This window comes from Salinirubellus salinus (assembly GCF_025231485.1).
In the GTDB taxonomy this organism is placed as follows: Archaea; Halobacteriota; Halobacteria; order Halobacteriales; family Haloarculaceae; genus Salinirubellus; species Salinirubellus salinus.
Map to the genome: position 1 here is coordinate 324,424 of NZ_CP104003.1, position 15,084 is coordinate 339,507.

General features: G+C 69.2%; 15 protein-coding genes. 6 read left to right on the forward strand and 9 right to left on the reverse strand.

Translation table 11 applies throughout. The annotated features are described in order from the left end of the window. Positions 1-98: 98 nt before the first annotated feature. The 3 genes from N0B31_RS01810 to N0B31_RS01820 form a co-directional block, all read right to left on the reverse strand. Entirely contained in the window at positions 99-848 is a 750-nt protein-coding gene (locus tag N0B31_RS01810) for a hypothetical protein (RefSeq protein WP_260594079.1), read from the reverse strand. A gap of 72 nt (positions 849-920) precedes the next feature. After that, on the reverse strand, positions 921-1,892 hold the full coding sequence (locus N0B31_RS01815) for a formylglycine-generating enzyme family protein (RefSeq protein WP_260594080.1): 972 nt from the start codon (positions 1,890-1,892) through the stop codon (positions 921-923). 153 nt (positions 1,893-2,045) lie between these two features. Continuing rightward, positions 2,046-3,416 (reverse strand): DEAD/DEAH box helicase family protein, encoded by a 1,371-nt coding sequence (locus N0B31_RS01820; protein ID WP_260594081.1) that lies wholly within the window; start codon positions 3,414-3,416, stop codon positions 2,046-2,048. A 145-nt stretch (positions 3,417-3,561) separates the two neighbouring features. On the opposite strand from N0B31_RS01820, the gene N0B31_RS01825 reads away from it, so the two are divergent. Then, positions 3,562-4,194 (forward strand): nucleotide exchange factor GrpE, encoded by a 633-nt coding sequence (locus tag N0B31_RS01825; protein WP_260594082.1) that lies wholly within the window; start codon positions 3,562-3,564, stop codon positions 4,192-4,194. A gap of 177 nt (positions 4,195-4,371) precedes the next feature. Further along, positions 4,372-6,294 (forward strand): molecular chaperone DnaK, encoded by a 1,923-nt coding sequence (gene dnaK / locus N0B31_RS01830; protein ID WP_260594083.1) that lies wholly within the window; start codon positions 4,372-4,374, stop codon positions 6,292-6,294. Between the two features lie 236 nt (positions 6,295-6,530). Here the strand turns inward: dnaK and N0B31_RS01835 are convergent, their stop codons facing one another. Both N0B31_RS01835 and N0B31_RS01840 read right to left on the reverse strand, forming a co-directional pair. Further along, complete coding sequence (locus N0B31_RS01835) at positions 6,531-6,803, reverse strand: hypothetical protein (RefSeq protein WP_260594084.1); 273 nt, start codon at positions 6,801-6,803, stop codon at positions 6,531-6,533. 132 nt (positions 6,804-6,935) lie between these two features. Next, complete coding sequence (locus tag N0B31_RS01840) at positions 6,936-8,705, reverse strand: Rieske (2Fe-2S) protein (protein ID WP_260594085.1); 1,770 nt, start codon at positions 8,703-8,705, stop codon at positions 6,936-6,938. Positions 8,706-8,870: 165 nt separating this feature from the next. Between N0B31_RS01840 and N0B31_RS01845 the strand changes: the two genes are divergently transcribed. Beyond that, positions 8,871-9,170: a DUF6176 family protein gene (locus tag N0B31_RS01845; RefSeq protein WP_380628437.1), complete on the forward strand. Its 300-nt coding sequence runs from the start codon at positions 8,871-8,873 to the stop codon at positions 9,168-9,170. A 57-nt stretch (positions 9,171-9,227) separates the two neighbouring features. Then, positions 9,228-10,397 carry a molecular chaperone DnaJ gene (gene dnaJ / locus N0B31_RS01850; RefSeq protein ID WP_260594087.1) on the forward strand — a complete coding sequence of 390 codons (1,170 nt, stop codon included), beginning with the start codon at positions 9,228-9,230 and terminating at the stop codon, positions 10,395-10,397. A gap of 2 nt (positions 10,398-10,399) precedes the next feature. Here the strand turns inward: dnaJ and N0B31_RS01855 are convergent, their stop codons facing one another. From N0B31_RS01855 to N0B31_RS01870, 4 genes are all read right to left on the reverse strand, one after another. Beyond that, entirely contained in the window at positions 10,400-11,344 is a 945-nt protein-coding gene (locus tag N0B31_RS01855; RefSeq protein WP_260594088.1) for an alpha/beta fold hydrolase, read from the reverse strand. A 63-nt stretch (positions 11,345-11,407) separates the two neighbouring features. Continuing rightward, entirely contained in the window at positions 11,408-12,484 is a 1,077-nt protein-coding gene (meaB, locus tag N0B31_RS01860; protein WP_260594089.1) for a methylmalonyl Co-A mutase-associated GTPase MeaB, read from the reverse strand. Beyond that, on the reverse strand, positions 12,481-12,906 hold the full coding sequence (locus tag N0B31_RS01865) for a cobalamin B12-binding domain-containing protein (protein ID WP_260594090.1): 426 nt from the start codon (positions 12,904-12,906) through the stop codon (positions 12,481-12,483). The genes meaB and N0B31_RS01865 overlap by 4 nt, the downstream gene beginning before the upstream one ends. Before the next feature lie 110 nt (positions 12,907-13,016). Next, positions 13,017-13,688, reverse strand: coding sequence for a metallophosphoesterase family protein (locus tag N0B31_RS01870; protein WP_260594091.1), 672 nt, complete (start codon positions 13,686-13,688; stop codon positions 13,017-13,019). A 179-nt stretch (positions 13,689-13,867) separates the two neighbouring features. Here N0B31_RS01870 and N0B31_RS01875 point away from each other — a divergent pair, with 179 nt between their 5' ends. Together N0B31_RS01875 and N0B31_RS01880 are read left to right on the forward strand one after the other, a co-directional pair. After that, positions 13,868-14,005: a hypothetical protein gene (locus N0B31_RS01875; RefSeq protein WP_260594092.1), complete on the forward strand. Its 138-nt coding sequence runs from the start codon at positions 13,868-13,870 to the stop codon at positions 14,003-14,005. Positions 14,006-14,288: 283 nt separating this feature from the next. Beyond that, entirely contained in the window at positions 14,289-14,954 is a 666-nt protein-coding gene (locus N0B31_RS01880) for a helix-turn-helix domain-containing protein (RefSeq protein WP_260594093.1), read from the forward strand. The last annotated feature ends 130 nt before the right edge of the window (positions 14,955-15,084 follow it).

The window sequence follows — 15,084 nt, forward strand, 5'->3', positions numbered from 1 at the left end:
AGCGAGGCCGTCACTCGGGTGGGGCGTGCCGTCCCGCTCGTCGGGACCCCGCCCGCGACCGTGGACGCTCCTGCAGCCGTGGCCCTCCACCGGGTGCGTCAGACGAGCAGGAGCACGACGGTGTAGAGGAAGACACCGACCACGAACGCGAGGAACCGGTTCTGGTCGACCTGGGGCAGTTCCTCCTTGATGACGTTCAGGACGATGGCGCCGGCGACGAACCCGTAGAGTAACGTCAGGCCGAGTCGGGCGCCGTCGACCGTGACCCCGAGGACGCCACCGACCAGGGTCCCAGCCGCGAGCACCCACCGAGCCCGTCGGTGGAACGCCTCCCCGTGGTGACGGCTGAGCCCGTAGTCGGTCACCAGGAAGTGGAGGACCATCGCCAGCGCGTACAGGACGAGGTTCGCGAGGGTCTCGACCTCCTGGTGGAAGAGCAGATAGCCGATGAGGGCGCTGTAGAGCGTGAACACGACCACGTGGAACCAGAATACCCCCGGCGTGTCCTCCGCCGCTGTCTTCCGGCGCTGCGTGACGAACACCTCGACGCCGTAGAACACGACGAAGCCGAGGAGTGCGGCCACGTAGAGGAGCTGTTCGGCGAGGAACGCCTCCCCGCGGAGCGTCCCGGTGATGGCTGCGGCCTCGCTCACCTCCGGGAGGAGGAGGATGAAGACGTACGCGACCGACACGCCACCGGCGGCCGACAGCCACCACCGTTGCCACCGGCCCGGGAACTGCAGTCGGTCTGCCAGCAGGTGGACCGACGAGAGCACGAGGGTGAACAGGCCAGCGGCGACGGTCAGACTCGTCGGGTCCACCTGCACGAGCCACATCGTGTCGATCACATCGGGTTCACCCGTGACATGCGGCGCGCTCGAGGACCGAGACGCACCCACCCCCGGCCGCCTGCCTGCCCATCACTCCTCACTCCGTACGATACACCGAAAGCCGACGTGGTTCGTCGTCGTGTCGACTGGCTCGGGATACCGGGCCGCCGGCCGGTATCGGAAGCAGTAGTTCGGCGCGCAGAGGTGTGACCCGCCCTTGAGCACCTTGCGGGGAATCCTCGACGGGTCGCGCGGGTCGACGCTCTGGTCTTCGGTGACACCCCTCGGGTTCGTCGGCGTACAGCACGAGGGCGACGTGCTCGTCCCGGCCGTCGGGTCCGCGCTGAACCAGTCGCTCGTCCACTCCCAGACGTTCCCTGTGACGTCGTACAGGTCGAAACCGTTCGCGGGGAACGCACCGACCGGCGAGGTGCGCTCGTATCCGTCGACCAGCGTGTTCTCGTGGGGGAACTGCCCCTGCCACGTGTTCGCCAGCACCTGCCCGTCGGGTCGGTGTTCGTCCCCCCAGACGAACCGCTTGCCCTCCAGCCCACCGCGGGCGGCACGCTCCCACTCGGCCTCGGTCGGGAGCGTCTTCCCCGCCCAGTCCGCGTACGCGACGGCGTCCTCGTACGCCACGTGGACCACCGGGTGGTCCATGCGGTCCTCGATGGTGCTCTCCGGCCCGAACGGGTGACGCCAGTCGGCGGCCGGGACGTACGCCCACCACTGGTTCGGTTCCCGGAGGTCGACGGGACCGTCCGGGGAGGTGAACACCGCCGACCCGGGGACGAGCGCGTCCGGGTCCGCTCCGGGGTAGTCGTCGGGGTCGGGGTCACGCTCGGCGAACGTCGTGTAGTCGGTGTCCGCGACGAAGCGCTCGAACTCGGCGTTCGTCACCGGCGTCTCGTCCATCCAGAAGCCGTCGACCGCCACCTCGCGGGTCGGCGCTTCCTCCGGGTAGAACTCGTCCGAACCCATCCGGAACGTCCCGCTGGGGATCCATACCATCCCGTCGTCCGGTGCACGCCCTGTCTCGCCGTCGGTTCGTGATGCTGTCATGGGTCGTGCGCTGTCACGGGGGACATCACGACCACCGGACTTCGTTATGCGTCACCAACACCTGACACCGGACGGCTTGGAATATCGATCGTGGACGAGGAAGGAAACCGACGGGGCGGTCACGACCTCTGCCTCCGCGCCCACCCGGAGCCCTCACCCACGCCGTCGCGCGGCGACCCGTTCCTCTGCCGTCTCCGCCGTGACGAGTTCGTAGAGCAGCGCCCTGCCCCCGTCCGCTTTCGGGCGGAGGATACGGCCGAGTCGCTGGGTGAACTCCCGCTCGGATCCCGACCCGGAGAGGACGACGGCGACGTTCGCGTCCGGCACGTCCACTCCCTCGTCGAGGACGTTCGCCGCCACGACGCGGGAGTAGCGGCCGTCGCGGAACCGCCCGAGTATCTCGCGGCGCTCCTCGGCGCCCGTCTCGTGGGTGATGGCGGGGAGCAGGAACCGCTCGGAGAGCCGGTAGACGAGGTCGGTGTAGGCCGTGAACACGATGACGCGGTCCTCGCGGTGCCGGTCGAGGATGGCGGCCAGTTCCTCGACCTTGCGCTCGGCGTTCATCATCACCTCTCGCGCGCGCTGCTTGGCCAGCAGGGCTTCCCGAGCGCGGGGGTCGGTCCCCGAGCGCTTGACCAGTTCCCGGTAGTCGCTCCCGGAGCGCATGTTGATACCCGAACTGGCGAGGTAGTCGGTGAACGTCCCCTGTAACGCGTCGTAGCGCTCGCGTTCCGCGGGCGTGAGCGACACCTCGACGCGCTTGATGTCGAACGCGGCGAGGTGGTCGCCGGCGAGGTCCTCGGGGTCTCGGCGGTAGACGACGGGCCCGACCAGTTCTTCGATGGTCTCGTGGGCGCCGTCGGGCCGCTCGAAGGTGGCGGTGAGGCCGAGCCGGGCGGGCGCCGCCAGCAACCGGGCGATCTCGCGGTAGCCCTCGCCCCCGAGGTGGTGGACCTCGTCGAAGACGACGAGGCCGAACCGGTCGCCGAGGTCGTCCGCCCGGAGGTAGGCCGAGTCGTAGGTGGAGACGGTGACGGGTTCGACGCGCTGTTCACCGCCGCCGAGGCACCCGACCGGGTCACCGAACTCCGTGCGGAGTTCGCGCTCCCACTGCTCCAGCAGGTCGATCGTCGGGACGACGACGAGGGTGGGCACGCCGAGGGCGGCCATCGCGGCGACGGCCACCACCGTCTTGCCGGACCCGGTGGGGAGTTCGAGGACCCCCCGCTCGCCGGCCTCGCGCCACGCCGCCAGCGCCTCGCGCTGGTACTCGCGGAGTTCGTAGTCCGTCGAGAGCGAGCGCGGGGCCGTCGCGAGCACGCGGTCGTCGACGGCGACGTCCCGGGCGGCGAGGGTCGCCCGGAGGTCGGCGTAGCAGAACGCGGGCGCGCGGCCGGTGAGCGACCGCGGGTCGGCCTCGACGCCCGGGAGCGAGGCGAGGAGGCCGTCGGCGGCGTCGTCGCACTCGACGCGGACGGTCCCCGCCTCGAACCTGAGCGTGACGTGTGGGGACGCGTCGGACACGGTGGGTCGTGGGCGGCGCGGCGGGTTATAACGCTCGCCTCCGAGGTGACGGGCGCGGGACGGCCCCGGCCCCCTGGGCCATCGGTCGGCGGTGCCCTCGGCCCGTTTCTCAACCCTTATGCACGCCGCGAGCCTCTTCGGTGACATGAGCGAGAACGAGGGCGAAGCCGCCGACGAGACGCCTTCCGAGGAGGTCGACCCGGCCGAGAACGGCGCGTCGACCGCCGAAGCGGCCGTGGAGCCGGACCCGGAACTCGTCGAGCGAATCGCCGAGGCCGACCCCGGGGAGGTGGCCCGCGAGGTGGTCTCGCTCCGCCAGCGTGCCGACGCTGCCGAGGACGCGCTGGCGGCCGAGGAGACGCGTGCGGAGGAACTGGAGTCGAAGCTCAAGCGCAAGACGGCCGACTTCCAGAACTACAAGAAGCGCATGGAGAAGCGCCGGGAACAGGAGAAGGCGCGCGCCACGGAGGACCTCGTCGAACGGCTCGTCGAGGTCCGGGACAACCTCGTCCGCGCGCTCGAACAGGACGACGGGACGGACATCCGCGGCGGTATCGAGAAGACGCTGGAGACGTTCGACCGCGTCCTCGACGCCGAGAACGTCGTCACCATCGAACCCGGCCCCGGCGAGGACGTCGACCCGCAGCGCCACGAGGTGCTCCTCCGGGTCGACAGCGATCACCCCGAGGGGACCGTCGACTCGCTCCAGCGACCGGGCTACGAGATGGCCGGGAAGGTCATCCGCCCCGCACAGGTCACCGTCAGCGACGGGGCCTGAGCGCCCCCCGTGAGTTCCCGACCGGCGCGGGTCGGTGGCCGAGCGGTTCGACTTGTGTCTGGTGGTCGCCCGAGGTCGGTCTCCCCACGAATCGCCGGAAGGCGCGGGGGTCCTGACCTTCCGTGAACGACCGATTCAGCAAGGTTTAACGGCGCGAGACCAGTACGTGCGTGTAAGATGGCGAGCAACAAGATTCTCGGTATCGACCTCGGTACCACCAACTCCGCGTTCGCGGTGATGGAGGGTGGCGACCCCGAGATCATCCCGAACGCCGAGGGTGACCGGACCACACCCTCCGTGGTCGCGTTCACCGACGACGCCGAACGACTCGTCGGCAAACCCGCCAAGAACCAGGCCGTCCAGAACCCGGAGCGCACCATCCAGTCCATCAAGCGCCACATGGGTGAGGCCGGCTACACCGTGGAGATCGAGGGTGAGGACTACACACCCGAGGAGATCTCCGCGATGATCCTCCAGAAGATCAAGCGCGACGCCGAGGACTACCTCGGCGACGAGATCGAGAAGGCGGTCATCACCGTGCCGGCGTACTTCTCGGACAAGCAGCGACAGGCGACGAAGGACGCCGGCGAGATCGCCGGCTTCGAGGTCGAGCGCATCATCAACGAGCCGACCGCCGCGTCGATGGCCTACGGGCTGGACGACGACTCCGACCAGACCGTCCTCGTCTACGACCTCGGGGGCGGGACGTTCGACGTCTCCATCCTTGACCTCGGTGGGGGCGTCTACGAGGTCGTCGCCACGAACGGGGACAACGACCTCGGTGGCGACGACTGGGACCAGGCCATCATCGACTGGCTCGCGGACGACTTCCAGTCCGAGTACGGTGTCGACCTCCGCGACGACCGACAGGCCCTCCAGCGGCTGAAGGACGCCGCCGAGGAGGCCAAGATAGAGCTCTCGAACCGGAAGGAAGCCTCCATCACGCTCCCGTTCATCGCGGCCGACGACGACGGCCCGAAGGACCTCGACGCGACGCTCTCGCGGGCGAAGTTCGAGGCGCTCACGGAGGACCTCATCGAGCGCACCGTCGGGCCGACGGAGCAGGCGCTCTCGGACGCGGGCTACTCCAAGTCCGACATCGACGAGGTGCTCCTCGTCGGTGGCTCGACGCGGATGCCGCAGGTCCGCGAGCAGGTCGAGGAGCTCACCGGGCAGGAGCCGCGGAAGTCCGTCAACCCGGACGAGGCCGTCGCGCTAGGCGCCGCCATCCAGGGTGGCGTCCTCTCGGGCGACGTCGACGACATCGTCCTGCTGGACGTGACACCGCTCAGTCTCGGTATCGAGGTGAAGGGTGGGCTGTTCGAGCGTCTCATCGAGAAGAACACGACCATCCCGACCGAGGAGTCGAAGGTGTTCACCACCGCGGCCGACTCCCAGACGCAGGTGCAGGTCCGCGTCTTCCAGGGTGAGCGCGAGATGGCCGACCAGAACGAACTGCTCGGGGAGTTCCAGCTCGCCGGCATCCCGCCGGCCCCCGCCGGGACCCCGCAGATCGAGGTCACGTTCAACATCGACGAGAACGGCATCGTCAACGTCGAGGCCGAGGACAAGGGGAGCGGCAACGCCGAGTCCATCACCATCGAGGGGGGCGCCGGCCTCTCGGACGATCAGATCGAGCAGATGAAAGAGGAGGCCGAGGCACACGCCGAGGAGGACAAGCAGCGCCGCGAGTTCGTCGAGGCCCGCAACGACGCCGAGGGCGCCGTGCGCCGCGCGGAGACGTTGCTCGAGGAGAACGAGGAGAGCATCTCCGACGACCTCCAGAGCGACATCGAGTCGGCCGTCGAGAACGTCGAGGACGTGCTCGAGGAGTACAGCGAGGACGTCGACCCGAGCGAGTTCGAGGAGGCGACCGACGCCTTCGAGCAGGCGACCGAGACGCTCTCGAAGGAACTCCAGGAGATCGGCAAGCAGATGTACGACCAGCAGGCCCAGCAGGCCGCAGCGGGCGGCGCGGGGCCGGGCGGTGCCGCGGGTGGTCCGGGTGGCGCCGGTGCGGGTCCGGGTGGCGAGGGCGCCGCGGCAGACGGCGAGGAGTACGTCGACGCGGAGTACGAGGACGTCGACGAGGACGAGTAGCGAGTCTTCGGCGGCCAGTGGGGCCGTAGGCCTCACGCCCACGTCTCGCGGTTCACGTCTTCAGAACGGACTCGGTTCCAGCAGTAGCGACCCGTGGAGCCAGCCGAGCACGCAGACCACGAGCACCGCGTACAGCACGAGTCGTCGGTGGGGCGGTACGGGGACGAGGACAAGAGGGTGCGAGGAGAGGGTTCCGGCAGGCTACCCGCAGGGTCGAGCGACGTTCTCGGGGTCGTTCAGGTCTCGCCGATGGTGGATCCGATGTCGAACGGGTCCTCCGTCCGCTCGAGTTCGGCGGGGTCGAACGTCCGTGTCGCCCGCTGACTGAAGGTGAGGACGGCGGCGCCGACGCTCTCGACGGCTCGCCGGATGGGGGTGGTGTCGGCGCCGTCGAAGTGGACGGTGAGGGTGGTACCGTCGACGGCGATGCTCCGGACGCCCGCGACGTCGTCGATGGCGTCGAGGAGGGTCCCGGTGATGTCGTCGACGGTGAGTTCTACGGTCAGCACGATAGCCTGACTCAGGAGAGCACAGTCGATAAGGGATGGTTTGGCGGACACTAACATCCACCGGGAGCGGGGACGGAGGTAGTTCCGGTCGCCGGCCGGCTGCATTAAGCGCGTAATAACGCGGGCCGGCGGCTACTCCCCCTCGTGGAGGCGCTCGCCTCGGTGGAGACGAGTCGCGATGCCGAACGTCTGCTCGGCCTCGCGCCGGGTGGGGGTGTGCGCGGCGAGGTACCGGGCGGGAGCCACGAGCGCGAGCCGGCGGTCTCGTTCGTCGTCGTCGTCACCGTCGGCCGCGTTCACCGCGTCGAACCGCTGGAACCCCGCCTCCACGTTCTGGATGGTGTGGAAGTCGGCGTCCTCCCGGAGGAGGCCGCGGCCGAGCGTGCGTTTCAGGTCGGCAGGGTCGCCGCCGGCGTCGAAGTGCTCGTTCACGAGGCGGCCCGCCCGGTCCACCTCGCCCTGTTCGTCGAAACAGGCGAGCAGGTCCTCGCGCACGTCGGCCGGGTCACGCGAGGTGTCCCCATCGCCCGGTGCGGGGACGGGTGCGGGCGGCGTGTTCAGGAAGCGGTCGAGGTAGACCGACATCGCCCCGTCGAAACACGCCCGATAGAGCTCGATGGCGTCGGTCTTCGTCGTCGCGCGGTGGACGGCGTTCGCGTAGGTGAGCGTGTGGTGGGCGGTGTCCCAGTCGGAGAACTCGTTGCTGGTGGCGAAGTAGGCGATACGACGGGTGGCGGCCCGCGCCACGGCGTCGGCCAGCTGGGTCTGTGTGGCGCCCTCGCGGATGGCGTCGGTCAGCGCGTCGACGATGGCTTCGGGGTCGTCGTCGAGCAGTGTCCCGACGAAGCCCTCGGGGCGGGTCCACGCCTCCCCGTCGCCGGCGGCGACGAGGTCGGGGAGGAGATCCGCGGCGTCGAAGCACAGCTCGGCCACGTCGATGGGGTTGCGCCACGAGGAGCGCTCCTCCGAGCGGGTGCCACCGGTGATCTGCGGGATGACCGAGGCGAGCACCGCGTCGGCGTGTTCCTCCCATCCGACGTGCTCGAGCGTCTCGAACGCCTTGTTGACGAAGTCGAGGGTGTGGCTGGCGTTCATGTAGAGGTGGTCGGTGGCGGCGGCGAACAGCAGTTCGGCGACGTCCTCGCGCGGGAGGTTGGCGAGCGCCGTCAGGAGGACGCGTTCGGCGCCGTTCTCGTCGCGGACCTCGCAGTTCTCGCGGAACCACGACTTCAGCCGCGCCTTCGAGACGTTCCGTGAGTCGAACGCGTACTGGCCGAACCGGGGCGCTTCGCCGGCCGTCTCGTCGGCCACCTCCCGGGCGCCGAGGAACATCGCGCGGCGCTTGTCCCGGCCGCCCACCTCGTCGTAGAGGTTGGCCGTACAGCCGAGGGTGGTTAGTCCGCGTCCCCACCCCACGTCCCGGTACTTCGTCCCGAAGTTGACGGCTGTCTCGACGGGGGTTGCGAAGCCTTCACCTTCCTCGTCGAGCCCGATGACCGCCTTCGCCATCACCAGCGAGAGGTTCTCCTGTAGGCCGTCGGCGAGGCGGTTGCGCCAGTGCGTGGCCGGCGGGACGTCCGGTTCCGGGTCGGGGTGGACGAACACCTGTCCGTCGCGTACCTCGACGGGGTAGGTCTGGACGTCGTCCGCCCAGATGTCGAACGTGTCGCCCTGTTCCAGTTCGAACCGGGCGTGGTGCCAGTGACAGGTGAGGATGCCGTCCTCCACGGAGCCCTCGCTCAACGGGAACCCCATGTGCGGACAGCGGTTGTCGACGGCGTACACCTCGCCCTCGTGGGCGAACAGTGCGATGGCGTGGGTGCCCGCGCGCGTGACCACCGGGTCGCCGGGTGCGAGATCGGCGGCGTCGGCGACGGGGACCATCTCGTCTGACTGTGCCATACTGTGTCGTGGGGCGTGGGGACACAAGAGGGTTCGCTGAAACGGATTTGTGTATCCTCTCCGATAGCAACCGTCTTTCGTCGTGCGAGGCGACCGAGGGGTATGGAGACGTTCCTGACCCGACAGCCCATCACCGAGGGTGAGACCTAGCGCGCCCGCGAGCTGCTGGCGGACCTGCGAGGCGTCGACGACGAGACGGCGGCGATGGACATCGTGGACCGCGAAGGGGTCCACGTGGAGACCGCGTTCCTCTGGGCGTTCGAGGGGACCGACTACATCCTGACCTACTTCGAGGCCGAGGAGGCGGCGCGAGTGCGGGAGGTGTACGACGCGGAGATGGACGCCGCCGAACACGAGTTCGTCGAGGCGTTCGCCGAGGTGGTCGCCGGGGCGCCCGAACCGCTGGACGCCGAACCGCTCTACCGCATCGCCCGGCCGGGGCGGCCGACCGACGAGGCAAACTGACCTCGCGGGCGCGACCCGTTCTATTCAAGGGACTCCACGGCATAGCCCCGCTAACGAATGAGCGAGGACTTCTACGAGGTGCTGGGGGTCTCGCGGGACGCCTCAGAGGACGAGATCAAGCAGGCGTACCGGAAGAAGGCAGCCGAGTACCACCCGGACGTCAGCGACCACGAGGACGCCGAGGAGAAGTTCAAGCAGGTCAAGAAGGCCAAGGAGGTCCTCAGCGACGAGGAGAAGCGCCGGGCCTACGACCAGATGGGCCACGAGCGGTTCGAACAGGCCGAGAAGCGCGGGGGCTTCGACGGCGGCGCCGGCGGGTTCGGCGGTGCCAACGGCAACCCGTTCGGCGGCGGTGGCGGCATGGGCGGGATGGGCGACCTGAACGACATCTTCGAGCAGTTCTTCGGCGGCGGCGGTGGCGGACGCGGGCGCGACCCCAACCGCCCGCAGCGTGGGGCCGACCTCCGCACGTCGCTCACCATCACGCTCGAGGAGGCCTACGAGGGCGTCACGAAGCAACTCACCGTCACGCGTCCGGAGCGCTGTCCGGAGTGCGACGGCGAGGGTCACCCGGCCGACGCCGAGGCCGAGACCTGCCCCGACTGCGACGGGCAGGGACAGCGGACCACCGTCCGAGACACGCCGCTCGGTCGGGTCCAGCAGACCCAGACCTGTCGCCGCTGCGGTGGGCAGGGGACGCTCTACTCAGAGACCTGCTCCCGCTGTCGCGGCGAGGGGAAGGTCCGCGAGGAGGCCACGTTGAACGTCGACATCCCGGCCGGCATCCGGACCGGCCAGACCATCCCGCTGGAGGGCGAGGGTGCCCCCGGCGAGAACCGCGGGCCGAACGGCCGCCTGCTCATCGACGTGGAGGTCGAGGACCACGAGGCGTTCGACCGCGAGGGCGACGACCTCTACTACCGCCTGCCCGTCTCGTTCCCGCAGGCGACGTTCGGCGCGACGGTGGAGGTGCCGACGCTCGACGGTGCGGTCACGACGGACATCGAGGCCGGCACGCAGTCCGGCGAGGTGCTCCGCCTGAAGAGCAAGGGGATGCCGCGCGTCCAGCGCCGGGGCCAGGGCGACCTCTACGTGCAGGTGCAGGTCGTCACACCGACGGACATGAACGAGGAGCAGCGGGAGGCCCTCGAGCAGTTCGCCGAGGCCGGCGGCGAGGAGATAGAGGTGGAGAAGGGGTTCTTCGAGCGGCTGAAGAGTTCGTTCTGAACTCAGGCCTCGGCCGCCGACGCCCGTCCCAGCACCGTCTCGACGAACTCGTCGGGGAACTCCGCGTGCGGCAGGAGGTCCGCGTCCTCGAAGACGACGAGCGTAGCGTCCGCCTGCTCGGCGAGGTCGCGGCCAGCGTCGACCGGCGGGAGGTGCGCCGCACCGCCCCAGTAGACGGTGACCGGGACGTCCAGTTCCCCGAGGACCGCCCCGAGGTCCACGGTCGAGTTGAGGAAGCCGCTGACGAACGAGGCGGGCGCGTAGCGAGCGTTCGGCTGGTGGGCGGTCAGCCAGTCGTACTCGACCCACTCGTCGGTGATGTTGGCCTCGTCAGCGAACCCGTGGTCCGTCAGGAAGTAGCGGATGGAGGGCCGCGAGGTGAGGAGGTTGAACAGCCCCTCGCCGACGAGTGGTGCGCGGAGGAGCGACCGGATCGCCGTCCGCTGGCCGGGCATCGCGGTCGCGGTGGGACAGATCAGCCACAGTTCGCGGACCCGCGGTGGCTTCGGCGTGTCCAGCGCCGCCGCGAGGTACGCCGCGGTGAGCGAGGACGCCAGCACGGTTGGCTCCTCGCTCAGGTCGCGCAGGAAGTCAGCGACGAACGTCTCGTAGAGCGACGCCGAGTACATGAGCGGCGGCCGGTCGGAGTGGCCGAAGCCGGGCAGGTCCGGCGCGAGGACGTGGTACTCCTCGGCCAGTTCGTCGACGACGTAGCGGAACTCGTGTGAGGAGCCAGCGGCGTTGACGCCGTGGAACAGGACGAGGTCCGGGTCGTCCGGGTCGCCGGCCTCGCTGTAGGCGACGTCGAAGCCGCGCCAGCGGTACGTCTGCAGGTCACGACCGAACGGTGTCGGGAGGTCGTCGGGGTCCTGTCGGAGCGACAGGTTCGTCGCGGCGACGGCACCCATCCCGAGCGCCGCCCCGCCGAGGAGGTTCCGGAGTCGCATGCGTAGAACGAGGGGCGTCCGGCGCTTAACCGTGGTGGGACGCTGCGGTGGGGTCGCGGGCGCTCACTCCCCGCGGCGCTCCTCGACGCACTCGGCCAGCGGCTCGAGCAGGTCGTCGGCGACGGCGTACGGGTCGGTCTCCTTGGCGAGGACGCTGTCGACGTACGACTCGATACCGCCGCGGTTGCGGAGTTCCGTGCCGACGAGACGGTTCACGTCCTCGCGGAGGAGCGCGCGGATCTCCTCGGCGTAGCGCTCGCGGGCCAGTTCCTCGAGCTTCCCGGTCGCCTCGAGCCACTCGTGGTGGGTGTCGAGCGTGTCGAGGAACTCGTCGACTCCCTCGCCGGTCTTGGCGACAGCCTCGAGGACGGGCGGTTCCCAGTCGTCCTCGCTCTCGCCGCCGTCCTCGCCGTTGCTCGCGGCGTCGGGGACCGCCTCGGCGCCGTGGTGGCCGGGGTCGAACCGCGGGGAGTCCTCGCGCATCCGGACCATCTCCTGCAGCTCCATCACGGTCCGGTTCGCGCCGTCGAGGTCGGCCTTGTTCACGAGGAACACGTCGCCGATCTCGAGGATGCCGGCCTTCAGCATCTGCACGTCGTCGCCCGAGGAGGGCGGGACCAGCACCGCGACGGTGTCGGCCGTGCGGACGATGTCCACCTCGTTCTGGCCGGCGCCGACCGTCTCGACGATGATGCGGTCCTTGCCGAACGCGTCGAGTGCCTTCACGGCGTCCGTCGTCGCCGTCGAGAGTCCGCCGAGCGACCCGCGGGCGGACATCGACCGGAAGAACACGTCCATGTCGCCGACGTTCGAGGCCATCCGGATGCGGTCGCCGAGGACGGCCCCGCCGGTGAACGGCGAGGAGGGGTCGATGGCGATGACACCGACGGTGAGTCCCTGCTCGCGGTAGGCGTTGGCCATCTTGTCCACGAGCGTGGACTTGCCGGCGCCCGGTGACCCGGTGATGCCGACCACCTGCGCGTCGCCGGTGTGCTCGTGCAGCCGCGAGACGAGTTCCCGGTAGCCCGGGGAGCGGTTCTCTATCTTCGTGATGACCCGGGCCAGCGCGCGGTGCTTGCCCGCCAGCAGTTCGTCGATGAGGTCCGGTTCCGTGGCCGACTGCTCGCTCGCGTCGGTCATTCCCGTTCGTGGACGTTCTCCCGGACGAACTCGATGGTCTCGTCCATCGTCGCCCCGGGGCCGAATATCTCGGCCACGCCGGCCTCCTTCAGGCCCTCGCGGTCGTCCTCGGGGACGATGCCGCCGACGATGACGAGGGTGTCCTCGTCGGCCTCGTACTCTCGCAGGCCGTCCATGATCTTCGGGACGAGCGTGTTGTGCGCGCCCGAGAGGATGCTGATACCGAGGACGTCGACGTCCTCCTGCACCGCCGCCTGGACGATCTCGTCGGGGGACTTGTGCAGCCCCGAGTAGATGACCTCGAACCCCGCGTCGCGGAACGCCCGGGCGATGACGTGTGCACCCCGGTCGTGTCCGTCGAGTCCGACCTTCGCCACGAGACACCGGATGGTCCGCTGTTCCTGTTCGCCGTCTGCGCTCATGTCACACCCTGCGTGGGGCGTGCGTTTCACTCTAACGGAGGTTCCGGGCCGCTCAGGCAGGTTTGGGCTACTACAAGCTCGGTTGAACTCCTTCCCCGTTCACCGCCGTATCACTCCCCCCGTTGGAGTCGGTCGGCGGTCCGGTCCGGGAGCCCCGCCGCCCGGACGCCGGCCTGCACGCGCTCGACGTCGTACTCGACGCGGTGCAGGTCGGCGGTCGGTGGGTCGCCGTCGGTGTCGACGACGGCGTAGGCCGCCCGCGGGTCGCCGTCACGTGGTTGGCCGACGCTCCCCGGGTTCAGGACGAGGCGGTCGTCGACGGTCGACTGGTGCTGGACGTGCGTGTGACCCAGCAGGAGGCCATCGTACTCGTCGAGGTAGGGCCGCATCCGCGTGAAGTCCGGGGGGCGCACGTACCGGTCGACGTGCTCCGGGTGGTCGTGGACCACCAGGAGACGGCCGTCGTCCACGTCCACGGACCGGGGGAGCGAGCGGACCCACTCCTTCTGGTCGGTCGAGAGCCGTTCGGAGGCGAGTTCGAGCCCCGCGTGGGCCATCCGGTTCGCCCGGTAGCGTGCCGGCGAGTCCACGTTCCGGTCGTGGTTCCCCCGGACGACCGCCGAGCAGACGTCGCGGACTCGCTCGACACACTCGGCCGGCCACGGATTGTACCCGACGACGTCGCCGACACAGACCAGTTCGTCGACGGACGGCATGTCCGTCAGGACCGCTTCGAGCGCCACGCGGTTGGCGTGGACGTCGGAGATGACGCCGAGTTGCACGGCCCGCCGTAGCGGACGGCGAGGGGTACGTCTTGCGGTGGGCGTGATCTCCGAACGGGGAGACTTATCGGCACGGCTCGCTCCGCGTCGGGAGACACGCGGAATCATCCGCCCCGTGATAAATAGATTATACCGTTAAGCTACAGACCGTTGGGGTCACGGGTCCTCTGTCTACGTGTATGTCACACCGCAACCACGGCGAGGTCAACGACAGCGCGACTGAATCGAAGTTCTACCTTCCCGTCGGCGTCAGCCCGTCGTCCGAACCCAGCCTGCTGGAGCGTGTCCGGGCGACGCTGTTCTCCCATCGCATCTGAGACGTCGACCCGACTGCGAACGGCGGCGTCGGAACGGTCGACACGGGAGTGATGTCCCGCCCCCTCCCGATGGACCGGGTCGACCGGGTCGACGCCCGTGGGGTGTACGGGGTCGAGTGGTCCCTTCGAACTCGGACCTCCGGCCCGACCGTCTCGATTAAGCCATCCCCCGGCCAAGGTGCAACCCCCGGTAGCGAGCACTCCGATGGAGCGCGCTATCACGCGTCTCGAAGCCGCTCGGTCGGACGCCCCGGGACACGAAACCCACTGGACCCACAGAACAATGACTGACATCAAGGCGGTCGTCCGGGTCGAACATCCCGATATCGTACTCACCGAGACCGTCGCTCACGACCGAAGTTCGACGGTCAAATCGGTGTCGGAGGCCGGAACCGACCCGATGTCGGGGAAGTTCTTCTACCACATCGACTCGGCCGATTTTCGCCAGTTCGAGGAGGGACTCCGGAGGGACAGTACGGTCGGCGAGTTCGAACGCGTCATCGAGACCAGAGACGAGAAGGCGATCTACAGTTTCGAGTACACGAACGAGGCGAAGCTCCTCTCACCGGTCGTCTCGGCCGCGAACGGTGTCATCCTCGACATGGAGAACGACGGGCGGGCCTGGATCCTGACCCTCTGGATGTCCGAGCGAGCGGACCTGGTCCACCTCTGGGACTACGCACGACAGAACGACATCGACATCGACTTGCTGCGTGTGAACGAGTACGCCAGTCTGGGCGAGACCGACGCCGGGTTGACCGATAGCCAACGAGAGGCGCTCCTCCTCGCGTTCGAGACGGGCTACTTCGAGGAACCACGGGATGCGACTCTCAGCGAGGTCGCCGCCGACCTGGACATCTCGCAACCGGCAGCCAGCGGTCTCCTTCGACGTGGGATCAAGCGACTCATCGTCTCGTCCCTGGTGGACGACGACGACCAACCGGACTGACCGGCGGCCACGACGCTGACGACCGCGCTCCGCCCCCCGTTCGGTATCGTGGTTCCTCCCGCTGGTCGGAACCTCGCACGGCTCGCGTGTCGCTCCCGGGGTCGCTCCCGCTCGCAAAGAGGAGACGACT